The organism is Cupriavidus sp. 05N38 (assembly GCF_056397345.1).
The window spans coordinates 26,907-47,492 of the sequence record NZ_JBFTNF010000041.1; the positions used below are offsets into that span (position 1 = coordinate 26,907).

At 69.0% G+C, this 20,586-nt stretch carries 22 protein-coding genes; 11 read left to right on the forward strand and 11 right to left on the reverse strand.

The genetic code is table 11. The features are described from left to right. Window positions 1-30: 30 nt before the first annotated feature. The 4 genes from AC1DK4_RS26295 to AC1DK4_RS26310 form a co-directional block, all read right to left on the reverse strand. Window positions 31-975, reverse strand: a complete 945-nt coding sequence (locus AC1DK4_RS26295) for a LysR family transcriptional regulator (RefSeq protein ID WP_441616774.1) — start codon at window positions 973-975, stop codon at window positions 31-33. 107 nt (window positions 976-1,082) lie between these two features. Beyond that, a complete protein-coding gene (locus AC1DK4_RS26300; RefSeq protein WP_441616772.1) occupies window positions 1,083-1,796 on the reverse strand; it encodes a 4-carboxy-4-hydroxy-2-oxoadipate aldolase/oxaloacetate decarboxylase in 714 nt (237 codons plus the stop codon). Beyond that, window positions 1,793-2,554: a PIG-L deacetylase family protein gene (locus AC1DK4_RS26305; RefSeq protein WP_441616770.1), complete on the reverse strand. Its 762-nt coding sequence runs from the start codon at window positions 2,552-2,554 to the stop codon at window positions 1,793-1,795. The genes AC1DK4_RS26300 and AC1DK4_RS26305 overlap by 4 nt, the downstream gene beginning before the upstream one ends. Before the next feature lie 75 nt (window positions 2,555-2,629). Next, window positions 2,630-3,607 (reverse strand): tripartite tricarboxylate transporter substrate binding protein, encoded by a 978-nt coding sequence (locus AC1DK4_RS26310; RefSeq protein ID WP_441616768.1) that lies wholly within the window; start codon window positions 3,605-3,607, stop codon window positions 2,630-2,632. 149 nt (window positions 3,608-3,756) lie between these two features. Here AC1DK4_RS26310 and AC1DK4_RS26315 point away from each other — a divergent pair, with 149 nt between their 5' ends. Continuing rightward, on the forward strand, window positions 3,757-4,692 hold the full coding sequence (locus AC1DK4_RS26315) for a LysR family transcriptional regulator (protein WP_441616766.1): 936 nt from the start codon (window positions 3,757-3,759) through the stop codon (window positions 4,690-4,692). A gap of 145 nt (window positions 4,693-4,837) precedes the next feature. Beyond that, complete coding sequence (locus AC1DK4_RS26320; RefSeq protein ID WP_441616764.1) at window positions 4,838-6,094, forward strand: cation:proton antiporter; 1,257 nt, start codon at window positions 4,838-4,840, stop codon at window positions 6,092-6,094. 89 nt (window positions 6,095-6,183) lie between these two features. On the opposite strand, the gene AC1DK4_RS26325 is transcribed toward AC1DK4_RS26320, so the two are convergent. Further along, complete coding sequence (locus AC1DK4_RS26325) at window positions 6,184-6,723, reverse strand: carboxymuconolactone decarboxylase family protein (protein WP_441616762.1); 540 nt, start codon at window positions 6,721-6,723, stop codon at window positions 6,184-6,186. A 113-nt stretch (window positions 6,724-6,836) separates the two neighbouring features. On the opposite strand from AC1DK4_RS26325, the gene AC1DK4_RS26330 reads away from it, so the two are divergent. After that, window positions 6,837-7,868: a cupin domain-containing protein gene (locus AC1DK4_RS26330; protein ID WP_441616760.1), complete on the forward strand. Its 1,032-nt coding sequence runs from the start codon at window positions 6,837-6,839 to the stop codon at window positions 7,866-7,868. Between the two features lie 7 nt (window positions 7,869-7,875). Here AC1DK4_RS26330 and AC1DK4_RS26335 read toward each other — a convergent pair whose 3' ends face one another. From AC1DK4_RS26335 to AC1DK4_RS26360, 6 genes are all read right to left on the reverse strand, one after another. After that, window positions 7,876-8,820 carry a 2-dehydropantoate 2-reductase gene (locus tag AC1DK4_RS26335; RefSeq protein WP_441616758.1) on the reverse strand — a complete coding sequence of 315 codons (945 nt, stop codon included), beginning with the start codon at window positions 8,818-8,820 and terminating at the stop codon, window positions 7,876-7,878. Window positions 8,821-8,904: 84 nt separating this feature from the next. After that, window positions 8,905-9,438, reverse strand: coding sequence for a winged helix-turn-helix transcriptional regulator (locus AC1DK4_RS26340; RefSeq protein ID WP_441616756.1), 534 nt, complete (start codon window positions 9,436-9,438; stop codon window positions 8,905-8,907). Window positions 9,439-9,505: 67 nt separating this feature from the next. Next, window positions 9,506-9,706, reverse strand: a complete 201-nt coding sequence (locus AC1DK4_RS26345; RefSeq protein ID WP_441616754.1) for a hypothetical protein — start codon at window positions 9,704-9,706, stop codon at window positions 9,506-9,508. Window positions 9,707-9,748: 42 nt separating this feature from the next. After that, a complete protein-coding gene (locus AC1DK4_RS26350; RefSeq protein ID WP_441616834.1) occupies window positions 9,749-11,293 on the reverse strand; it encodes a DHA2 family efflux MFS transporter permease subunit in 1,545 nt (514 codons plus the stop codon). A 98-nt stretch (window positions 11,294-11,391) separates the two neighbouring features. Then, window positions 11,392-12,501, reverse strand: coding sequence for an HlyD family secretion protein (locus tag AC1DK4_RS26355; protein WP_441616752.1), 1,110 nt, complete (start codon window positions 12,499-12,501; stop codon window positions 11,392-11,394). A 23-nt stretch (window positions 12,502-12,524) separates the two neighbouring features. Further along, complete coding sequence (locus AC1DK4_RS26360; protein WP_441616750.1) at window positions 12,525-13,088, reverse strand: winged helix-turn-helix transcriptional regulator; 564 nt, start codon at window positions 13,086-13,088, stop codon at window positions 12,525-12,527. A 141-nt stretch (window positions 13,089-13,229) separates the two neighbouring features. Between AC1DK4_RS26360 and AC1DK4_RS26365 the strand changes: the two genes are divergently transcribed. The 8 genes from AC1DK4_RS26365 (at window position 13,230) to AC1DK4_RS26400 (ending at window position 20,509) form a co-directional block, all read left to right on the forward strand. Continuing rightward, window positions 13,230-14,717, forward strand: coding sequence for an efflux transporter outer membrane subunit (locus AC1DK4_RS26365; protein WP_441616748.1), 1,488 nt, complete (start codon window positions 13,230-13,232; stop codon window positions 14,715-14,717). A 174-nt stretch (window positions 14,718-14,891) separates the two neighbouring features. Next, on the forward strand, window positions 14,892-15,650 hold the full coding sequence (locus AC1DK4_RS26370) for a GntR family transcriptional regulator (RefSeq protein WP_441616746.1): 759 nt from the start codon (window positions 14,892-14,894) through the stop codon (window positions 15,648-15,650). A 71-nt stretch (window positions 15,651-15,721) separates the two neighbouring features. Continuing rightward, the gene (locus AC1DK4_RS26375) at window positions 15,722-16,504 is read left to right on the forward strand and encodes a transporter substrate-binding domain-containing protein (RefSeq protein WP_441616744.1); all 783 of its coding nucleotides are present in this window, start codon (window positions 15,722-15,724) and stop codon (window positions 16,502-16,504) included. A gap of 115 nt (window positions 16,505-16,619) precedes the next feature. Then, the gene (locus AC1DK4_RS26380) at window positions 16,620-17,285 is read left to right on the forward strand and encodes an amino acid ABC transporter permease (RefSeq protein ID WP_441616742.1); all 666 of its coding nucleotides are present in this window, start codon (window positions 16,620-16,622) and stop codon (window positions 17,283-17,285) included. Next, window positions 17,282-17,938: an amino acid ABC transporter permease gene (locus AC1DK4_RS26385; protein ID WP_441616740.1), complete on the forward strand. Its 657-nt coding sequence runs from the start codon at window positions 17,282-17,284 to the stop codon at window positions 17,936-17,938. Before AC1DK4_RS26380 ends, AC1DK4_RS26385 begins: the two co-directional genes overlap by 4 nt. After that, window positions 17,919-18,647 (forward strand): amino acid ABC transporter ATP-binding protein, encoded by a 729-nt coding sequence (locus AC1DK4_RS26390; protein WP_441616738.1) that lies wholly within the window; start codon window positions 17,919-17,921, stop codon window positions 18,645-18,647. The genes AC1DK4_RS26385 and AC1DK4_RS26390 overlap by 20 nt, the downstream gene beginning before the upstream one ends. Before the next feature lie 241 nt (window positions 18,648-18,888). Beyond that, the gene (locus AC1DK4_RS26395) at window positions 18,889-19,407 is read left to right on the forward strand and encodes a hypothetical protein (protein ID WP_441616736.1); all 519 of its coding nucleotides are present in this window, start codon (window positions 18,889-18,891) and stop codon (window positions 19,405-19,407) included. Window positions 19,408-19,789: 382 nt separating this feature from the next. Beyond that, complete coding sequence (locus AC1DK4_RS26400) at window positions 19,790-20,509, forward strand: Crp/Fnr family transcriptional regulator (RefSeq protein ID WP_441616734.1); 720 nt, start codon at window positions 19,790-19,792, stop codon at window positions 20,507-20,509. Window positions 20,510-20,586: the final 77 nt, after the last annotated feature.

Below are 20,586 nucleotides of genomic sequence, written 5' to 3' on the forward strand. Positions count from 1 at the left end.
ATCGTGATGCCCCCCCGGGGCGCCTGTCTTCTAGTCGACCAGCAGGCGCGCGCCGCGCCATGCGCCGGAACGTACCAGCTCGCGCGCGCAATCGGCCAGCACCACGCGCAGGGCCAGCGCCGCCGGGGACAATTCGTCGTCGGACAGGCTGCACAGGACATTCTGGCGCCGCACCTTGGGGTCGGCAATCTCGGCCAGGTGGAAGCGCTCCTGCGCGTCCGCATAGCGCCCCACCGCCGCCCACGGCTGCAACGTGGCGCCGAAACCCAGGTCCACGGCGTCCATCAGCATGGCCAGCGAGTCCACCTCCTGCACCACCTGCGGCACGATCTTGACCCGCGCGAAGGCCGCATCGAGCGTGCTGCGCAGGCCGTGCAGGCCGGTCGGCATGATCAGCGGCACGTCCTGCAACTGCGCCATGCGCAGGCGCGCGGGCGCGCCCGCCTCCGAGCCGGCCGGCAGGCTCTTGCGCGAACGGATCAGGAACAGGGTTTCCTCGAGCAGCGGCGTGACGCTCCAGCGGCGCGCCACGTGGGTGTCGAACAGCACCGCCAGGTCGAGCTGGCGCGCGTTGAGCATGGCGCCCAGATGGCCGGACAGGCTTTCCACCATATGCAGGCGCACGTCGGGATAGCGCTCGCGCATGGCGCGCATCAGCGGCACGCCGATCACCGATGCGGTGGTCGGCGCCAGCCCCACGCTGACCGTGCCGGACAGCCGCGCATGCTGGGCTGCGCGCTTGGCCTGCTCGGCATGGCGCAGCGCCAGCTGGGCTTCGCGGAAGAAGGCCAGGCCGGCCTCGGTCGGGGTGACGCCGCGCGTGGTCCGGCGCAGCAGGCGGGTGGACAGCTCGCTCTCCAGCCGGCTGATCTGCTGGCTCATGGCCGACTGCACCATGTCCAGGTCGAGCGCGGCGCGGCTCATGCTGCCGAGCTCGACCACCCGCACGAAGTATTGAAGCTGGCGCAGTTCCATCTGGCTCCCCCGACGCCCGGAAAATTGTCTGGGTTGCTTATACCAGAATCGCGGGCGCCCCCTCCCCAACTGCTGGCAGGGGGCCGCCCGGCGGTTGAAACGCGCGCTCAGGCTTCGTCGAAGCCGCTGTACCAGTCCACGGCCTGGTCGGAGTAGGCCAGGCCCTTCGCCGCGAGCGCCTCGCGCATGCGGTACATGTCCAGGCCCAGCACGCCCGAGGCCAGCGTGGCCCGCTTGGCCAGCTCCGCGGCTTCGCGCTCGGCGGCGAGCCGCGCGGTCTCGGCGGCCCGCGGCCGCGGCACCACCACCACGCCGTCGCCATCGGCCACGATCACGTCGCCGGGGCGCACCTGGGCGCCGGCGCACACCACCGGCACATTGACCGCGCCCACGGTTTCCTTGACCGCGCCCTGCGCGCTGACCGCCCGCGACCAGACCGGGAAGGCCATGGCGTTCAGCGTGGCAACGTCGCGCACGCCGGCGTCGATGACCAGGCCGCGCGCGCCGCGCGCCTTGAGCGACGTGGCCAGCAGGTCGCCGAACAGGCCGTCGGTGCAGTCGCTGACCAGCGCCACCACCAGCACGTCGCCGGGCTGCACCATCTCCACGGCGACGTGGATCATCCAGTTGTCGCCGGGATGCATCAGCACCGTCACCGCGCTGCCGGCAATGGCGGCGCCGGACTGGATCGGCCGCAGATAAGGCTTCATCAGCCCGGTGCGGCGCTGCGCCTCATGCACCGTGGCCACGCCGGCCGCGCCGAGCGCATCGATGGCGGCGGCGTCGGCACGCAGGATGTTGCGATAGGCGATGGTCTTCATGCCAGGCTCTCCACTACTTGCGGGAACACGCGCGCATAGCCTTCGCCGTGCCTGACCTTGCGCTCCGAGTTGCGCGTGGCCTGGGCGCCGCGCTGCAGCGCCACGCGCGTGTAGTACTCCCACAGGTGCTCCTGCGCCGCCATGGTGGCGAAGGCACGCTGCTTCTTTTCCCACACGGACGAAATATCGAGCAGCACGTCGGGCTTCCAGTTGCATTGCTCGGGCTGGTGCGGCTCGAACAGGAACACCGGCGGCGCGCCGATCACCGGCACCTCGGGCTTGTAGCCGTGCGCCTGGGCGATGACGCGCGCTTCCTGCGCCACGTGGGTGGCAAGCGGGTGGTCGAAGTTGTAGATGTCCTCGCGCGAATGGCTCAGGACCAGTTCGGGGCGCAGTTCGCGGTAGATGTCGGCCAGGCGCAGCAGCGCCTCGTCGCTCACCCGCAGGGGATAGTCGCCCAGGTCGAAGCACTCGAGCGTGGCACCGAGGATATCGGCGGCCTGCTGCGCTTCCTCGCGCCGCGCGGCCTTGACCCGCTCCATCGTCATGCCCGGCTGGCGCCACATCTTGGCAGACTCGCCGCGCTCGCCGAACGACAGGCAGACGATCTTCACGTTGTAGCCGCGCTCGGCGTACAGCGCAATGGCGCCGCCGGCGCGCCAGACGAAGTCGGCTGCGTGCGCGCTGACCACCAGCATGGCAGGACGGTCGGTTGCGGCTTGTGCCCCGCTGGGGGCCTGGGCTTGGATTTCGGTCATGGGTGTTACCGTGTGAGATCGATGGCATGGCCACGCCGTGCCGGGCCCCGGGCCCCGCGCGGCGCGGCACGGAAGTCAGTCGGCGGTGATGCCCGCCTTGCGGATCACGCCGTTCCAGGTCGTGGTTTCATTGCGCACGAACTGGCCGAAGGCCTCGGGCGTGCCCGGCAGGATCGTCACGCCCAGCTGGGCGAGCTGCTTGCGCACATCGGCATCGGCAAGCGCGGCGTTGGCGGCGGCGTTGAGTTCGTGGATCACCGCCGGCGGCGTCCTGGCCGGCGCGATCAGGCCCCACCACACCGAGGCGGTAAAGCCAGGCACGCCCTCTTCGCGCGAGGTCGGTACCGCGGGCAGCAGCGGCGTGCGCTGGTCGCTCGCCACCGCGATGGCGCGCAGGGTACCGGCACGGATATGCGTGATGACTTCGAGCGGATTGATCGGCATGTAGGAAATGCGCTCGCCCAGCAGGTCGGTGATGGCCGGTGCGCCACCCTTGTAGGGCACGTGCAGCACATCGATATGCGCCGCTTCCTTGAACAGCTCGCCGGCGAGGTGGCCGGAGCTGCCGTTGCCGGCAGAGGCGTAGCTGAGCTTGCCGGGCTGGGCCTGGGCCTGGGAGATCAGCCCCTTGAGCGAGGTCACGCTGGATTTCGCCGGTACCACCAGCACCAGCGAGGCCTGCCCGATGCGGGCCACCGGCGCGAAGTCCCGGGCCGGGTCGAAGGGCAGCTTGGCGAACAGCGCGGCATTGGTGGCCAGGCTGTTGGAGGCCATCATGATGGTGTAGCCGTCGGGCGCGGCCTTGGCCACGGTGTCCATGCCGATGTTGGTGCTGGCGCCCGGGCGGTTGTCGACGATGACCGGCTGCTTGAGCTGCACGCTCATGCGCTGGCCGACCGCGCGCGCCACGATATCTACGGCGCCGCCCGCCGCGTAAGGCACGACCAGCCGGATCGGCCTGGCCGGATAGGGCTCGGCCCCGCCCGCCGCGGCAACCACGCCCAGTGACAAGGTGGCCGCCAGCAAGGCGGCAAGGTGGGATCGACGCAGCATTCTTGTCTCCGGACAGGTTATCGGTTGTATCGTTTGCGTGCATTCTGCGCAGCGGCCGTGATACTGTCCAATATGTTTTAGACCAGCTTGTTATCTCTGATTGCTATAACCAAACCAGAGCCAAAGCCCCTCACCCTCACCGCAAGCCCATGGATTTCCGGCAACTCCGCTATTTCGTCGCCGTGGCCGAAGCACTGAGCTTCAGCGAAGCCGCGCGCAAGCTGCATATCAGCCAGCCTCCGCTGAGCACCCAGATCAAGGCCCTGGAAGACGAACTCGGCAGCCCCCTGCTCGACCGCTCGCGCCACCACGTGGCGCTGACCCCGGCCGGCAGCCTGTTCCTGGACAAGGCCCGGGCGGCCCTGGGCAACCTGGAGCAGGCCCGCGAAGTGGTCAGGCAGGTCGCCGCGGGCGAGGCCGGCGAGATCCGGGTGGGCTTCACCGCCTCGGTGCCGATGCAGGACGTCTTTCCGCGCGCAGTGCAGCAGTTCCGTCTTGGCCACCGCCGCGCGATGCTGGAGCTGGTGCACATGTCCACCGGCCAGCAATTGCAGGCGCTGGAAAAAAGCGAGATCGACATCGGTTTCCTGCGGCCCTCGCCGCAGTTCCACCCGCCCGCCAGCATCACGGTGCATGAAGTGCTCGCCGACCGGCTGGTCGCCGTGCTGCCGGCCACGCATGCACTGGCCGGGCCGGAGGACGGGGGCACCGCCACGACAGGCGCGCCGCCGCTCGAGATCGGCGCGCTCTCCGGCCAGCCTTTCCTGCTGTTCCCGCGCGGCCTGGGCTGCGGCCTGTTCGACCACGTGACCACGCTCTGCAACCGGGCTGGCTTTGCCCCGCGCATTGCCCAGGAGGCACGCGAGGCCACCACCATCATCGGACTGGTGGCAAGCGGCGCGGGCGTCTCGGTGCTGCCGGAGATCTATGCGCGCACCGGCATCCCCGGCGTGGCCTACCGGCCGCTGGCGGGCCCGGACGCGGCCAGCCGCGTGCTGGTGGCGCATCGCACGGGCGCGCTCTCGCCCATCATGCGCAGGTTCCTGGGGTTTTTCGATGCCGGCGAGGCGGCGACGCTGGCCTGACGAGCACTCGGCCTGCGCGGCCCGCCATGAACGATGGCCTCGTTGATGCGTCAAAAGACGCACATTGCAGTGCATCGCGCACAATGGAGGCTCGCAACGACTCGCGACGACCCGCAACGGCAGAGACTCAGGAGGATTCCACCGCATGACCGTATTCCAGGGGACCGGCGCCCTTTTCACCCTCATCGCCATCTTCGGCGTCATCAACTACCGCTTCATCAAGCTGCCCGACACGCTGGGCATCACCGCCGTGGGCCTGGTGACCTGCCTGAGCGTATCCGTGCTCGGCTTCAATCACCCTGAAATGGTGGCCCAGGCCCGCAAGCTGGTGGCCCAGATCGATTTCTCCGACCTGGTCTTCCACGGCCTGCTCAGCCTGCTGCTGTTCGCCGGCGCGCTGCACGTGGACCTGTCGCGCATGCGTCGCCAGCGGCGCGCCGTGTTGCTGCTCGCCACGGTCGGCGTGGTGATCTCCACGGCCGCGGTGGGCCTCGGTTTCTTCTACGTGGCGCAATGGCTGGGCCATCCCGTCAGCCTGCTGTGGTGCCTGGTGTTCGGCGCACTGATCTCGCCGACCGATCCCATCGCGGTACTCAGCGTGCTCAAGAACGCCGGTGCGCCAGAAAGCCTGGAAACCAAGATCGCCGGCGAATCGCTGTTCAACGACGGCACCGCCGTGGTGGCCTTCCTCACGCTGGTCGGCCTGGCCACCGGCGCCACCGAGTTCTCGGCTTCGCACGTGGCCATGGCGCTGGTGCGCGAGGTACTGGGCGCGCTGGTGCTGGGCGCGGTGCTGGGCTACGGTGCGTCGCTGCTGTTGCGCGGCATCGAGAGCTATCCGGTGGAGATCCTCATCACGCTGGCGCTGGCCACGGGTGGCTACAGCCTGGCCGAACTGGTGCATGTCTCGGCGCCACTGTCGGTGGTCATCATGGGGCTGGTGATCGGCAACCACGGCGCGGCCACTTCGATGTCAGAGAAGACGCGCGAGCATCTGTTCAATTTCTGGGGCTTGCTCGACGAACTGCTCAACCTGGTGCTGTTCGGCCTGATCGGGCTGGAGATCATCGCGCTGTCGCTGCACCTGCATATCGTGTGGCTGGGGCTGGCGGCGATTCCCGTGGTGCTGCTGGCGCGCTGCATCAGCGTGGCGATCCCGCTGCTGGCGCTGCAGAACTTCCGCCGGCTCAACCCGCACTCGGCCACCATCATGACCTGGGGCGGGCTGCGCGGCGGCATTTCGATCGCGCTGGCGCTGTCGCTGCCGGAGTTCCACGGGCGCGAGATGCTGATCGGCGTGACCTACCTGGTGGTGGTGTTCAGCCTGCTGATCCAGGCCACCACGCTGGGACGGCTGGTCAGGCACCTGAACGGGCGCAACGGGCTGAACGCCACGCGCTGATCCCGATAGCAGAAAGGCCCGGAAGCGCTACGCCACCGGGCCTCGCCGGAAACCGGCAGCGGGAGGGCATGCGCGCCCTCCCGCCCTGCTCACGCCACCTTCGGGAAATCCACCACCGTATCGTTGACGCGGTTGACCATATTGGTGAACAGGATCGCGCTGACGGCCTGGATGCTCTCAATGATCTGGCGGTCGCTGTAGCCGGCTTCGCGCACATCGGCCACGGCGCTGGCGGGCAGCGTGCCGCTGGTCTTGACGAGGGTCAGCGCAAAGCGGACCAGCGCGTCGATCTTGCCGTCCTCGGCGTAGGCGCCGGCGCGCAGCGCGCGGGTCTGCTCGGTGCTGTAGCCGGCCATCTTGCCGGTCATGGTGTGCGCGGCCACGCAATAGTCACAACCCGAGGCTTCGCTGACGGCGAGGTTGATGGCTTCGACTTCGCGCGCGCTCAGCGTGGAATTCTTCTGCAGCAGCGCACCAGTCTGCAGCGCGTTGGCCAGCACGGCCGGGGCATTGCTGCCGATGGTCAGGTAGGCGTTGGGTACCTTGCCGATGGCCTTCTTGATGGCGCCGAACAATTCGGCGGTCTGGCCAGTGGCTTCGTCGAGGGCGATGGTGTGAAGACGGGACATGACGGACTCCTTTGCGTTGGTTGATGGACCGCGCGGTGTTTGTTGCGCGGCTTCCATGGACTGAAGTCTAGGCGCCCAAACTGCGCGTTACCGCATATAATGATCGCAATATCTTGCCCAAACGTCTCAAGCAAGCTCACCTCGCCCGGACCCTCTACCCTCCCGAAGCCATGGACAGCCTGACCGAACTCGTCCGCATGCTGGCGCCCGCCGGAACCGTCGACCTGCATTGCCACTTTGCCGGCGTCTGGCGGGTGGACCATGTGCTGGCGCCGCCGGGACACCTGCCCTATCACATCATCCTCGAAGGGCAGGCGATCGCCGAGGCCGGAAAGAAGGAAATGACGCTGGATGCCGGCGATGTGCTGCTGTTTCCGCACGGCAGCGCGCATACGCTGCGCAGCCTGCGGGCCAATACCGGCAAGGGCGGGGACCAGGCCGCCCCGGGCGAGCGGCAGACACACTTCAACGGCATGCTGACCGAGGTGAGGATCCCGGGCGAAGGGCCTGAGCTGGACCTGCTGTGCGGCACCTTCGTGCTGGGCCTGCCGGGCACCATGCTGCTGCGCCACCTGCCGCCGGTGCTGCGCATATCCACCGCGGGGCGCGCCGACTGCGCGTGGCTGGATGCCATGATCGGCATGATGCGCAACGAGGCGCAGGCACCCGAGCCGGGCGGCACCGCGGTGATCGGGCAGCTCTCCACGGCGCTGCTGACCTTGCTGCTGCGCGCCCTGATCGCGCAGGGCGGCGTGACCCACAGCGTGCTGGCGCTGATGGCGGACGCGCGCATGGCGCGGGCCGTGGACGCGGTGCTGAAGGCGCCAGCCGAGCCGTGGTCGGTGGAATCGCTGGCACAGGTGTGCAATGTGTCGCGCGCCACGTTCGCACGGCGCTTCACGCAGCTCAGCGGCGAGACGCCGCTGCAGTTCGTCACCACCTTGCGCATGGAATTGGCGGCCCGCCTGCTGACCCAGGACCGCGAGTCCGCGGCCAATATCGGCGAACAATGCGGCTACGCTTCCGAGGCGGCCTTCGGGCGCGCCTTCAAGGCGTATTTCGGCGTGGGCCCGGGCGCGTTCAGGCTGGCCGCGCGCGAGCGGCGCAGCGCCGCCGTCGCGCAGGCGGCGGCTGCAGCGGGATAGCGGCGCCTCAGGCGGCGGCGTGGGGGGCCTGCCGGGCCTCGTAGACCTGCAGGTGGGCGTAGGCAGTGCGCACCAGCGGCACGGCGTGCCCGAAGCGCTCGGCGCGGCTGGCCATGTCGCCAACGATGTCGCGCGCTTCCAGGCGCGGCGCACCCTGGGCGATATCGCGCATCATCGAGGCCGCCCACGGCGAGTTGGCGTCCAGCAGCCGCTCGACCATCGCCTTGTGCACCGGCTCGGGCAGCGCATGGCCCGACAGCCGCGCCACTGTGGCGCATTCGTCCATGGCCTGCTGCATCAGTGCGCGGCCGTCGTCGGTCTTCACGATCTCGCCCACCGTGCCGCGCATCAGGCAGGTCATCAGCGCGCCCGACGCGATCATCACCCACTTGTTCCACAGCGCCTGGTCGACGTTGGCCGACAGCTCGCGCGTGCCGGGCGTGGCCGCGGCCAGTTCATGGAAAGCGCGGGCCAGGGGCTGCGCGGCCTCGGCGCGCGCGCCCACCACCAGTCTGTCGCCGGCGCCCTGGTGCACCACCGCGCCCCCAGCTTCGAGCGTGGTGGCGATGTAGGAAACGCCGCCCAGCACGCGTTCGCGGCCATAGCGCGCGTCCAGCGTTTCGTAGGCGCGCAGGCCGTTGACCAGCGGCAGTATGGCCGTGCCGTTGCCGCGCTCGTCCAGCGCCGGACCGAGCGCCTGCATGGCGCTTTCGAGGTCGTAGGTCTTGCAGGCCAGCAGCACCAGGTCGTAGTCCGGGCCCACATCGCCGGCCTGCACCGTCTTCACGGCGGTGCGGATATCGCCTAGCTCGCTGCGCACCACCAGGCCATCGCGGGCCAGCACCTCGGCGCGCCGCGGCCGCACCAGGAATGTGACATCCGCGCCAGCCTGCTGCAGGCGGCCGCCGTAATAACCGCCCATGGCGCCCGCGCCCAGGACCAGAATCTTCATGACGTTCCCCGCTTCGATGAAATGAATGAAACAAACGGATGCGGAGGCCCGCGCGGGCACGGTGCGCGGCAGCCGCGCGGCCTGCTAGACCTCCCCTGCAACTTCGTCCGGCGCCTGCTCGGCGCCGGACAAAAAATCCTGCGCGGCGGCGAGCCGCCTGCGCATCCCCTCTTGCGCGGCCGGCCCCGGCACCAGCGCATGTCGCGCAAAGCTCAGGGGCTCGCCGGTGCCGCGGTCCACCAGCACTGGCTCGACCGCCTTGCCGGTGTCCTTGTCGACCAGCTCCACGCTCGGCCCTTCCGGCGCGAAGTGCTTGTTGCCCCAGGCCAGCATGGCCAGCAGCACCGGCAGGAAATCGTGCCCGACCGGGGTCAGCACGTATTCGTAGCGCGGCGGCTTTTCCGAGTACTGGCGCCGCTCGAGCAGCCCCTCGTCCACCAACGCCGTCAGCCGGCGCGTGAGCATATTGGGGGCGATCTCCAGGTTCCTCTGGAAGTCGTCGAAACGCCGCGAGCCGTAGAACGCCTCGCGCATCAGCAGCATGCTCCACCACTCGCCGACCCGTTCCAGGCCACGGGCGATGGGGCATTGCATATCCCTGAAGGTCTTTCTCTGCATGGTCGACGGCTCCGCTGGCATCACGATACTTTCACCATGATAGCCAAAATGGCGGCCGCCTACGGTTTCAGGAAGCCGGCCGGTCGCGCGCCGCCCCCGGCCTGGGCGGCGGCGCGCCGGGCCGGGGCGGCACGCGGCAGTACATATTGTCGGCACGGCTGCAGGCGATGCTGCCGCTTTGCGGCCGGTCCCCGCCGGCGCGCGCCGGGGCCAGGCCGCCGGCAAGCAGCGCCACGCCGGCGAGTGCAATCAGATGGCGTTTGAGCATGGTTGTTGTCCCTTGCATGGATGACGTTGCGCCTGGCCGCGTTCAGTGCGCATCGGCCGACGGCGCCTTGGGCGGCGCCACCTTGTGCATCAGCGGCACCATGGCTGTGGCGATGACGAAGCACACCAGGATGACGATGAAGATATCGGCGAAGGTCTGCGTCTGCGCCTCGCGGTAGGCCAGCGCCCACAACTGCCTGATGGCGGCGGACTGCGCCCCTTGCGCGTCGAAGCCCCACGCAGCCATATTGCTGCTGGCCGACTGCAGCAGCGCGGCCATGGCCTCGTTGCCGGCGTTGAGGTGCTCGGCCAGCCGCAGGAAATGCAGGTTGGTGCGGTCGTTGAGGATGGTGGCGCAGACCGCGATGCCGATCGCGCCGCCCAGGTTGCGCATCAGGTTGAACAGCCCCGAGGCCAGCTTGAGCCGGTCCGGCGGCAGCGCGCCCAGCGTCAGCGTGACCACCGGCGCCACCGCGAACTGCTGCGCCATGCCGCGGAAGGCCTGCGGCAGCAGCAATTGTTCGGCACCCCAGTCGCTGGTGATCGGCGCGAACTGCCACATCGAGAAGGCAAAGCAGGCCAGCCCGACCATCAGCAGCCAGCGCAGGTCCACGCGGTTGGCGAAGAAGGCATAGACCGGGATCGACATGACCTGGAAGACGCCGGTGGAGAACACCGCCAGCCCGATCTGCAGCGCGCTGAAGCCGCGCACGTGCCCCAGGAACAGCGGCGTCAGGTAGATGGTGGCGAAGATGCCCACGCCGGCGATGAAGGAGAAGAAGCAGCCCAGCGCGAAGTTGCGGTCCTTGAGCGCGCGCAGGTCCACCACCGGGTTCGCGTAGGTCAGGCTGCGCCACACGAAGCCGACGCTGGCCAGCGCGGCGATCCACGCCGTGGCGCGGACGGTGTCGTCGCCGAACCAGTCCCAGCGCGGGCCCTCTTCCAGCGTGTACTCCAGGCAGCCGAGGAACAGCGCCATCAGCGTCATGCCGAGGTAGTCGGCGCCGCGCACCAGCGACCAGTTGGGCCGGTCCACGCGCACGAACATCGGCACCGCGATCATGACGAAGATGCCCGGCACGAGGTTGATGAAGAACAGCCAGTGCCAGGAGAAGTGGTCCGTGATCCAGCCGCCCACGGTGGGCCCGAGCGTGGGCGCCAGCGAGGCCAGGCCGCCGATGGTGGCCGCGGCGATCACGCGCTGCTTGCCGGTGAAGAACATGAAGGCGGTGGTGAACACCAGCGGGATCATCGAGCCGCCCAGGAAGCCCTGCATGGCGCGGAAGGCGATCATGCTCTGGATGTTCCAGGCGATGCCGCACAGCAGGCTTGCCACCGTGAAGCCGGCGGCCGACGCCGCGAACAGCCAGCGCGTGGACATCACGCGCGCCAGCCAGCCCGACAGCGGGATGACGATGATCTCCGCGATCAGGTAGCTGGTCTGCACCCACACGGTTTCATCGGTGCCTGCCGACAGCCCGCCGCCAATGTCGCGCAGCGAGGCCGAGACGATCTGGATGTCCAGCAGCGCGATGAACATGCCCACGCACATGGTGGCGAAGGCGAACACCTTGGCGCCGGTGGTCATCGACGCCGGCGAGAAGTCCGGCAACCCTGCGGGCGGGCGGACCGGCGCGGATTGCCCGGCGGCGGCGCCGGGCTGCGCGTCCGCCAGCGCGGCGCCGCTCATTGCTGCACCTGTGCGTCGGCGCGGGAATCGACCTCCGCCACCACGGACAGGCCGGGACGCAGCATGGCCAGCTTGGTGTCGGTCTCGTCGAGCATGATGCGCACCGGCACGCGCTGCACGATCTTGGTGAAGTTGCCGGTGGCGTTTTCCGGGGGCAGCACGCTGAACTGCGCGCCGGTGGCGGGCGCCAGGCTGGTCACGCGGCCATGGAACACCTGCCCGGGCAGCACGTCCGCCTCCACCGTGGCCCGCATGCCCGGGCGCAGCCGGGCCAGCTGGCCTTCCTTGAAGTTGGCATCGACCCACAGGCCGCGCGCCGGCACCAGCGACAGCAGTTGCGTGCCGCTGGCGGCATAGGCGCCGACGCGCGCGCGCCGGTTGCCCACGGTGCCGTCGATGGGCGCGCGCAGCTCGGTGTATCCGAGGTTCAGGCGTGCGATATCGCGCTCGGCAATGGCCTGCGCCAGCGCCGCCTGGGCCTGCTGCTTCTGCGTGGCGATCACGTCCACCTGGCGCTGCGCGGCCAGCAGGCTGGCCTGCGCCTTCTGCGTATTGGCCAGCGACTGCTTGAAATCCGAATCCGCTTTCTGCGAGCTCTGCAACGACACCGCCGACTTGGCCGCCAGGCTCTGGTAGCGCGCCTGGTCCTCGCGGGCGCGCACGGTATCGGCATCCACCGCCGTCACCGCGGCGCGGGCCTGCCCGATCACGGCCTCCTGCAGGGCGCGCGTGGCATCCAGGTTGGCCAGCAGCGCCTGCTGCGCGGCCACCGCGCCTTCGGCCTTGGCCAGCGCGGCGCGGTAGTCGCGGTCGTCGATGCGGGCCAGCAGGTCGCCGGCATGCACCTGCTGGTTGTCCGTCACGCGCACTTCGGCCAGGTAGCCCGCCACCTTGGGCGCGACCACGGTGACCTCGCCGCCGATATAAGCGTCGTCCGTGCTCTGCAGGAAACGCCCCTCGGTCCACCAGTGCTGGCCGTAGACGGCCAGGCCGACACCGGCCGCGACGAGCACGCCGGTCACGACAGCTCGCTTGCGGCTGATGCGGGGTTTCGAGACGGAAACGGGATCCGAGCCGGCACGGTCGGCGGCGATTTCGCTGGTCATGACACTTCCTCTTGCTTGCACGTTCAGATGACGCCCGCGGTCTGCGGGTCGCCGGGGATGGTTGCGGCGCCGGTGGCGGTGCCGGGGCAGGCGGCGGCGCGCGCGCCATCCGACCTCGCCAGGCGGAAGCGCAGGCGCTCGCTCGCGGCCGGTCCGGCCGTGACGAAATGGTCTGCTTCCGTAATGGGGCGCCCGTTGGCGGCGTCCACCAGGATCGGCGTGACGGTGGCGCCGCTGTGGCGGTCCACCAGCACCACGGTCTCGCCTTCGGGCGCGTAGTGACGGTTGCCCCAGTTCAGCAGCGCCAGCAGCACGGGCCAGAATTCGCGGCCGCGCGGCGTCAGCAGGTATTCGAAGCGCGGCGGCCGCTCGCAATACTGGCGCCGCTCCAGCAGGCCTTCGGCCACCAGCGACTCGAGCCGCCGGGACAGCATGTTGGGCGCGATGCCCAGCTGCACCTGGAAATCGTCGAAGCGGCGGGTGCCGTAGAAGGCCTCGCGCAGGATCAGGATGCTCCACGACTCACCCACCCGCGCCAGGCTGCGGGAAATGGGACAAGGGGCGGTATCGAGCGGTGTTTTCCGCATATTCTCGGCCTCCGAAAATCATGTTGCTATCAATATGAAAGTTAGTATAGAGTGGTAGATATCATCATGCAAGTAACTTGTTGATCAAAGTTTGCGAGGCGCCGAAGACGCCGCGCTGCAGATTCGCAGAAGGAGATGGATATGGATCGAACCTCGCCCCGCCCCGGGCTCAAGTCACCCCGGACACCGGCGTTCGGCTACGCCAGGCTGGCAGCGGCCGCCCTGGCCGCTGCAGGTCTCGCGGCCTGCGCCGCGGTGGGGCCGGACTACCGGCAGCCCGCCGTTCCCACCACGGCGGGCTATGCGCAGGCAGACGCGCTCGCCGCGCGTGAAACCAGGCTGCCGGCACCGGCGCTGGATAGCTGGTGGACCGGCTTCGACGATCCCGTGCTGACCCGCATCGTGCAGCGCGCGCTCGACCAGAACCTGGACCTGGCCGCCTCGCTGGCGCGCGTGCAGCAGGCCCGCGCGGCGGCGGCCGAAGCCGGTGCGCAGTTGCTGCCGCAAGGCAGCCTGTCGGCCCAGGCCGTAAAGGAGCGCCAGTCGCTGGAAAGCCCGCTTGGCAAGATCGCCAGTCAGTTCCCCGGCTACAACCGCAATCCCACGCTCTATGACGTCGGTGCCGGCGCGAGCTGGGAGATCGACCTGTTCGGCGGCCTGCGGCGCGGCGCCGAAGCGGCCGACGCCGAAGCCCAGGCCGCGCAGGCGGAGCAACTCGGCGTGCGCGTCTCGGTTGCCGCCGAAGCCGCCGATGCCTATTTCCGCGTGCGCGGCGCGCAGCAGCGCATCGCCATCGCGCAGGAACAAGTCGATACCAACGGCAAGCTGCTCGAACTGGTGCGCCTGCGCCTGAACGACGGCCTGTCCTCCAGCCGCGAAGTCGCGCAGGCCGAAGCGCTAGTGGCGCAGGCGCGCGTCACCATCCCGCCGCTGCGCATCGAGCTGCAGACCCAGCTCAACCGGCTGGATGTGCTGATGGGCGCGCAGCCCGGCACCTACGCCGCGGAACTGGCCGGCCCCGGAGGAAAAGCCAGCCTGGCCGTGCCCGCCATCTCGGTGGCGCAAGGCCCCGCGGACCTGCTGCGCCGCCGTCCCGACGTGATTGCCGCCGAACGCCGGCTGGCGGCCAGCAGCGCGCGCATCGGCGCGGCCACCGCGGAGTACTACCCCAAGCTGTCGCTGTCCGCCCTGCTCGGTTTCGAGAGCCTCAGCACCGGCAAGCTGTTCTCCGCCGCGGCCTTCCAGCCAGCGGCGGTGGCCGGCCTGCGCTGGCGCCTGTTCGATTTCGGGCGGGTCGATGCCGAAGTGGCGCAGGCCAGGGGCGCCAACGCCGAGGCGCTGGTCAACTATCGCAAGGCCATGCTGCGCGCCACCGAAGACGTGGAAAACGCCGTCGTCACGCTCACCGAGCTGGAATCGCAGGGCAAGGAGCTCACCACCGAGATCGACGCCCACGTGCGCGCGCGCGGCGCCTCCGAGGATGCCTACAAGGGCGGCGCGGTGAGCCTGTTCGAAGTGCTGGACGAGGAGCGCCAGCTGCTGGCTGCGCGCGACCAGCAGGCACGCGTGCATGCCGACAATGCGCGTGCCGCGGTGGCCACCTTCCGGGCGCTGGGCGGCGGCTGGTAGGACCTGGCCGCCGCGGGCGCGGGCGCACCATCGGCGTGCACCGCGCCCGCCGATGCATCCCCCGCTGCGCCCGACTGGTGCGCGGCCACATGCAGCGCATGCCATGTTTGCGTACAAAACATGCGCACGGCGCTTGTATATCAGGCTGGCATACCTATTGCATGACAGCCTGGCATGACCTTCTCCACGCCAGTTCTCGACCACGACTCCGCCCTGCCGTCCGCGCTTCGCGGCGGCGGTGGCGATGCGGCCCGCACCGCGTCTTCGGCCGAGATCGCCGAGCGCATCACCCAATCGATCCTGGCCCAGCGCCTGGCACCCGGCACGCGGCTCGGCGAGCAAGCGCTGGCCGGCCTGTTCGGTGTGAGCCGCACGCTGGTGCGTGAAGCGCTCACGCGGCTGGCCGCGCGCGGCATCGTCACGGTGTCGGCCCGGCGCGGCTGGTTCGTGATCGAGCCCTCGCGGCAGGAAGCCCGGCAGGCCTTTGCCGCGCGGCGCGCCATCGAACTCGGCCTGCTGCGCTACGCCCCGCCGCTGACCGCGCAAGCCATCCGCCGCCTGCAGGAACACGTGGCGCAGGAAGAGCGCGCACTGCGCGCCGACGACGCAGCCCTGCGCAGCTACCTGCTGGGCGACTTCCATGTCTGCCTGGGCGAATGCGCGGGCAATGTGCTGCTGGCCGATACGCTGCGCGACCTGACCGCGCGCACCACCCTGATCGCCATGCGCTACCAGTCCAGCCACCAGGCCCATGCCTCGTGCGCGGACCATGCGCAGATCGTGGCGGCACTGGCCCGCGGCGACACCGAACAAGCCATCGCCCTGATGGACGCGCACCTCGGCCACGTGGAGGCCGGGCTGAGCGCGGCCACGCCGGACGACCGGCCCGATCCGCTGCGCCAGGCGCTGCGCCCGCTCGGGCATGGCGCGTGAGCGCCCGCCCTCCGACCGATTTCCGATTTCCTCTTCACCCAACCCAAACGGCAAGCTAGCAAGGACACGCAATGAAGCTCTCCAGAATCCTCCTCGGCCTTGGCGCCACCGCCCTCGCGTTCACCATGCGCGCCGCCAGCGCCGAAGCGCTCGACGACGTGGTCAAGGCCGGCGTGCTCAAGGTTGCGGTGCCGCAGGACTTCCCGCCCTTCGGTTCGGTCAGCGCCGACATGAAGCCGCAAGGCCTGGACATCGACGTGGCCGCGCTGATCGCCAGGAAGATGGGCGTCAAGCTGGAACTGGTACCGGTGACCAGCACCAACCGCGTGCCTTACCTGCAGACCAGGAAGGTGGACCTGGTGATCTCCAGCATGGGCAAGAACCCCGAGCGCGAGAAGGCCATCGACTTCAGCGAGGCCTACGCCCCCTTCTACAACGGCGTGTTCGGCCCGGCCGACCAGAAGGTCGCCAGCGCAGCCGAACTCGCCGGCAAGACCGTGGGCGTGACGCGCGGCGCGGTGGAAGACCTGGAGCTGAGCAAGGTGGCACCGCCCACCGCCACCATCAAACGCTACGAAGACAACAACGGCACCATCAGCGCCTTCCTCTCGGGCCAGGTGCAGCTGGTGGCCACCGGCAACGTGGTGGCCGCCGCCATCCTTGCCAGGAATCCGCCCAAGAAGCCCGAGCCCAAGTTCCTGATCAAGAACTCGCCGTGTTTCATCGGCCTGAACAAGGGCGAGCCGAAGCTGCAGGCCAGGGTCAACGCCATCCTGGGCGAAGCCAAGAAGGACGGCGAGCTCAACACCCTGACCGTGAAGTGGCTCGGCATGCCGCTGCCGGCCACGCTTTGATGTCCTGAAGTCGTGAAACCCTGAAGCCCTGGCGCTCCGGATCCACCGGGGCGCCAGCCAAGCAAGGCCCGCGCTCACGCGCGCCTCCTGGCGGCGCGCCCAACTACGGCATCGCATGTCCTATCAATTCGACTTTCTCTCGGCCTTCGACTACGCCGGCGTGTTCGCGCACGGCGTCGCCGTCACGGCCGAACTCACCGCCGTGGGCGGCCTGCTCGGGGTAGCCCTGGGCATCGGCTGCGCGTGGGCGCGCACCCAGGGACCGGCCTGGCTGGCGGCGATCGCCGGCGGCTATGTGGAACTGATCCGCAACACGCCGTTCCTGATCCAGCTCTTCTTTATCTTCTTCGGCCTGCCCAGCGCCGGCATCCACCTGGGAGAAATGACCTCGGCCATCCTGGCCATGGTGATCAACCTCGGCGCATACAGCGCGGAGATCGTGCGCGCAGGCATTGCCGCCGTGCCGCGCGGGCAGTTCGAAGCCGGCGCCAGCCTTGCCATGGCCCCCTTCCAGGTGTTCCGCCACGTGGTGCTGCTACCCGCCTTGCGCAAGATCTGGCCCGCGCTGTCGAGCCAGGTGGTGATCGTGATGCTCGGCTCCGCGGTCTGCTCCCAGATCGCCGCCGAGGACCTCACCTTCGCCGCCAACTTCGTCCAGGGCCGCAACTTCCGCGCCTTCGAGGTCTACCTGCTGACCACCGGCATCTACCTGCTGCTGGCCATCGGCCTGCGCCAGGTGCTGCGCGGCATCGGCGGCGCGCTGTTCCGGAGAGCCCGATGACCGATTTTTCAACGTGGGACATCCTGCGCAACCTGCTGCTGGCGGCGCGCTGGACCGTGGTGCTGTCGCTGGCGGCCTTTGCCGGCGGCGCCGTGACCGGCCTGCTGGTGCTGCTCATGCGCATCAGCCGGCGCGCGCCGTTGCGCCGCGCCGCCTGGGGCTTCATCGAGGTCTTCCAGGGCACGCCGCTGCTGATGCAGCTCTTCCTCGCCTTCTTCGGGCTGGCGCTGTTCGGCGTGGAGATTCCCGCCTGGCTCGCTGCCGGCCTGGCGCTCTCGCTGTGGTCCGGCGCCTACCTGGCCGAGATCTGGCGCGGCTGCGTCGAAGCCATCCCCAAGGGCCAGTGGGAAGCCGCCGGCTGCCTCTCGCTGGGACATCTGCAGCAGATGCGCTACGTGATCCTGCCGCAGGCGCTGCGCATCGCCATTGCGCCCACCGTCGGCTTCGTCGTGCAGATCGTCAAGGGCACCGCGCTGGCCTCCATCATCGGCTTTGTCGAGCTGTCCAAGGCCGGCACCGTGATCACCAACGCCACCTTCAGCCCCTTCACCGTCTACGCGCTGGTCGCACTGATCTATTTCGCGCTGTGCTGGCCCCTGTCCCGCTACAGCCGTCACCTGGAAAGGAAGCTCAATGTCGCTCATCGCCATTGAAAACGTGAAAAAGCGCTTCGGCGCCAACGAAGTGCTCAAGGGCATCGATCTCAAGATCGATCCGGGCGAGGTCATCGCCATCATCGGCAAGAGCGGCTCGGGCAAAAGCACGCTGCTACGCTGCATCAACGGCCTGGAAAGCATCGACGAAGGCAATATCTCCGTGGCCGGCGCCAAGCTCGGCACGAGCGAGCTCGAGCTGCGCGTGCTGCGCCGCAAGGTCGGCATGATCTTCCAGCAGTTCAACCTGTTCCCGCATCTGAGCGCCGGGCGCAACGTCATGCTGGCCCCCACCGTGGCCGGCGGCGCCAGCGAGTCAGAAGCCCTCGCCCGCGCGCGCGAATGCCTGGCCAAGGTGGCGCTGGCGGAGAAATTCGACAGCTACCCCGACCAGCTCTCCGGCGGACAGCAACAGCGCGTGGCCATCGCGCGCGCGCTGGCGATGCAGCCGCGCGCGCTGCTGTGCGACGAAATCACCTCGGCGCTGGATCCCGAGCTGGTGGTGGAAGTGCTGAACGTGGTGCGGCAACTGGCGCGCGAAGGCATGACGCTGGTGATGGTGACGCACGAGATGCGCTTCGCGCGCGAAGTCTGCAACCGGGTCGTGTTCATGCACCAGGGCCGCGTGCATGAGGCGGGTCCGCCCGAGGAACTCTTCGCCAGGCCGGCCACGCCGGAGCTGCAGCAGTTCCTCGGGATGGCGGCCTGAAACATGCAGGCCGGCCGGCGCCCGGATGCCGGGTTCCGTGTTCGCCATCGTACCGACTGCGCACCGGATCGGTGTCAGTGTCGTTTTGTGAAGCATCGCCAGGACCGTTCGCGGATCCGCGCGGTTTCCCGGCCGGGCTTCTCAATCGCGCCGGCGGGCCATGAGATGCCGGCATGATCGCGCCCGCTGCCGGCTCGCCTTCGATCCGGTGCAAACCAGCTTGCCTGCGAGGTAAAGAATCATGCGCACCGTACTGTACTTCCGGCTTCGCGACGCCGTGGCCGCAAGGAAGATTCAAGCGGGCCTTTGCGAATTGCCCCTTTCCCCCTCGCTCATCAAAGGCCCATGGTTCATCCAGCGTGACGACCAGGCGCTCGAAGGACTGCAGAAAGCCGACGCCACCCAGACCACATACCGCGGCGAATGGGAGATTGCGGGCATCCTGGCCGGCGCCGCGCTGGCGATCTACGGGACCTTGCGCCTGGGGACTTCCGCCGGCACGCTGGCCACCGTGCTGGCCTGCGTGGCGGCAGGCGCCATGGGCGCCCTGGCCGGCTGGTGGCTGGGACGATGGCTGGGCGGGCTGATCCGCCGTGGCGGGATCGCCCGGCAACGCGCCAGCCTGGCGCCAGGCGAGATGCTGCTGGTCACCAGTTGCGCCAGGGCGACCAAGGACACCGTCAAGCGGATGGTCGGTGAACTGGGCGGCGAGAGCATCGAGGAGCGCAATGAGGTCTTGCCGGGCTTGCGCTGGGCCTAGCGTGGCCGCCCCGCCGGGGCGCCGCGAGCGCAGCGGGCCGCGCAAAGGTGCCTGCACGCAGTACCGCCCTTCCGGGCGCCTGAGCCCCCGGCCACCGCGCCGGGGGCTTGCCATCTGATGCCAGCGATTGCCAGCGATTTTTCCGCCTGGCGGGCGCGCTTTGTCCGGCCCCCGATCGGCAAAGTGTTCGCGGCGGCGCCCCGCGCCGGCGCAGGTCAGCTACCCCACCTTCGGCGCGAACGCGCCATCATTGCCAATGCGCTGACATATGTCCCGTCTATATTCCTAGAGGGGGCATGTGTCCGACGTGCCCGCCAGACGATCCGGAGGCCTGCCGCAAGCACACCGGCAGGCCCCGTCCAGCCGGCTTTGGAGGCCTGACATGAGTGCCCAGCACGACCCGAAGGCCAACCGCCTGCTTGCGGTGCTTCCCGAAGCAGACTGGTTGCGCATCGCACCGCACCTCGTGCTGACCGAACTGCCCCTGGGCTATGTCGTCTACGAGTCGGGCGACCAGCTCGGGAATGTGTACTTTCCCACCACGGCGATCGTATCGTTGCTCTATGTGATGGAAGATGGCGCATCTGCCGAGATCGCCATCGTCGGCAATGAGGGTATCGTCGGGATCGCGCTGTTCATGGGCGGCGAAACCACGCCGAGCCGGGCCATCGTGCAAAGCGCGGGTATCGGGTACAAGTTGAATGCAAAGCTGCTGAAGCAGGAATTCGCGCGTGGCGGCCCCGTACAACGCCTGCTGTTGCGCTACACGCAGGCACTGATCACGCAGATGGCCCAGACCGCGGTCTGCAACCGGCATCACTCGATCGAGCAGCAACTCTGCCGCTGGCTGCTGCTCAGCATTGACCGCCTGCCGACCAACGAGCTGACGATGACGCAGGAACTGATCTCCAACATGCTCGGTGTCAGGCGCTCCGGCGTCACCGAGGCGGCGCTCAAGCTGCAGAACGCCGGCCTGATCCGCTACAGCCATGGACATATCGCGGTAATCGACCGGCCGGCGCTCGAAAGACATGCGTGCGAATGCTACGCCGTGGTGAGGAGGGAATTCGATCGCCTGCTGCCGGACTTGCCAGCCGTCTGAGCAACGGTGGCCGGCGCGCCGGGATGTATTCCCGCGCTGCCGGCGCGCCATGGAAGAGATGAGTGCCAGCGGCGGGC

Excerpts from the sequence above, each read along its gene's own strand:
- AC1DK4_RS26375 (WP_441616744.1), top strand. The coding sequence starts at position 15,722 with ATGAAGCTCTCCAGAATCCTCCTCGGCCTTGGCGCCACCGCCCTCGCG.
- AC1DK4_RS26400 (WP_441616734.1), top strand. The coding sequence starts at position 19,790 with ATGAGTGCCCAGCACGACCCGAAGGCCAACCGCCTGCTTGCGGTGCTT.
- AC1DK4_RS26385 (WP_441616740.1), top strand. The coding sequence starts at position 17,282 with ATGACCGATTTTTCAACGTGGGACATCCTGCGCAACCTGCTGCTGGCG.
- AC1DK4_RS26295 (WP_441616774.1), bottom strand. The coding sequence starts at position 975 with ATGGAACTGCGCCAGCTTCAATACTTCGTGCGGGTGGTCGAGCTCGGC.
- AC1DK4_RS26370 (WP_441616746.1), top strand. The coding sequence starts at position 14,892 with ATGACCTTCTCCACGCCAGTTCTCGACCACGACTCCGCCCTGCCGTCC.
- AC1DK4_RS26390 (WP_441616738.1), top strand. The coding sequence starts at position 17,919 with ATGTCGCTCATCGCCATTGAAAACGTGAAAAAGCGCTTCGGCGCCAAC.
- AC1DK4_RS26350 (WP_441616834.1), bottom strand. The coding sequence starts at position 11,293 with ATGACCACCGGCGCCAAGGTGTTCGCCTTCGCCACCATGTGCGTGGGC.
- AC1DK4_RS26395 (WP_441616736.1), top strand. The coding sequence starts at position 18,889 with ATGCGCACCGTACTGTACTTCCGGCTTCGCGACGCCGTGGCCGCAAGG.
- AC1DK4_RS26305 (WP_441616770.1), bottom strand. The coding sequence starts at position 2,554 with ATGACCGAAATCCAAGCCCAGGCCCCCAGCGGGGCACAAGCCGCAACC.
- AC1DK4_RS26360 (WP_441616750.1), bottom strand. The coding sequence starts at position 13,088 with ATGCGGAAAACACCGCTCGATACCGCCCCTTGTCCCATTTCCCGCAGC.
- AC1DK4_RS26320 (WP_441616764.1), top strand. The coding sequence starts at position 4,838 with ATGACCGTATTCCAGGGGACCGGCGCCCTTTTCACCCTCATCGCCATC.
- AC1DK4_RS26365 (WP_441616748.1), top strand. The coding sequence starts at position 13,230 with ATGGATCGAACCTCGCCCCGCCCCGGGCTCAAGTCACCCCGGACACCG.
- AC1DK4_RS26315 (WP_441616766.1), top strand. The coding sequence starts at position 3,757 with ATGGATTTCCGGCAACTCCGCTATTTCGTCGCCGTGGCCGAAGCACTG.
- AC1DK4_RS26335 (WP_441616758.1), bottom strand. The coding sequence starts at position 8,820 with ATGAAGATTCTGGTCCTGGGCGCGGGCGCCATGGGCGGTTATTACGGC.
- AC1DK4_RS26340 (WP_441616756.1), bottom strand. The coding sequence starts at position 9,438 with ATGCAGAGAAAGACCTTCAGGGATATGCAATGCCCCATCGCCCGTGGC.
- AC1DK4_RS26380 (WP_441616742.1), top strand. The coding sequence starts at position 16,620 with ATGTCCTATCAATTCGACTTTCTCTCGGCCTTCGACTACGCCGGCGTG.
- AC1DK4_RS26310 (WP_441616768.1), bottom strand. The coding sequence starts at position 3,607 with ATGCTGCGTCGATCCCACCTTGCCGCCTTGCTGGCGGCCACCTTGTCA.
- AC1DK4_RS26345 (WP_441616754.1), bottom strand. The coding sequence starts at position 9,706 with ATGCTCAAACGCCATCTGATTGCACTCGCCGGCGTGGCGCTGCTTGCC.
- AC1DK4_RS26325 (WP_441616762.1), bottom strand. The coding sequence starts at position 6,723 with ATGTCCCGTCTTCACACCATCGCCCTCGACGAAGCCACTGGCCAGACC.
- AC1DK4_RS26355 (WP_441616752.1), bottom strand. The coding sequence starts at position 12,501 with ATGACCAGCGAAATCGCCGCCGACCGTGCCGGCTCGGATCCCGTTTCC.
- AC1DK4_RS26300 (WP_441616772.1), bottom strand. The coding sequence starts at position 1,796 with ATGAAGACCATCGCCTATCGCAACATCCTGCGTGCCGACGCCGCCGCC.